This window comes from Cupriavidus sp. SIMBA_020, from assembly GCF_046535395.1.
GTDB lineage: Bacteria > Pseudomonadota > Gammaproteobacteria > Burkholderiales > Burkholderiaceae > Cupriavidus > Cupriavidus campinensis.
In genome coordinates this window covers 1-268 of sequence record NZ_JAWRWU010000675.1, presented here as the reverse complement: position 1 = coordinate 268, position 268 = coordinate 1, and the positions used below count along the sequence as shown (strand labels likewise).

Here is a 268-nt window from a genome sequence, read left to right as displayed (position 1 = left end):
GTGGAAGATACGTACGGCGTGCATCGCGCGAAGCTGCCGGCCGGCGATCTCGTGCTGTATCCGGCGTCGAGCCTGCATCACGTGACGCCTGTTACCCGTGGCGAACGCGTTGCGTCGTTCTTCTGGATTCAGAGCATGGTGCGCGACGATGGGGACCGCACGCTGCTGTTTCAGCTCGATACGCAGATTCAGGCGTTGTCTGCGGAAAAAGGCGCGAAGGATCCGGTGGTCATTGCGTTGACGGGGATTTATCACAACCTGTTGCGGA

At 60.1% G+C, this 268-nt stretch carries 1 pseudogene; it reads left to right on the top strand.

From position 1 onward, the window contains the following. Positions 1 to 268 (top strand): annotated as a pseudogene (locus SB751_RS31025) (PKHD-type hydroxylase); the annotation flags it as partial.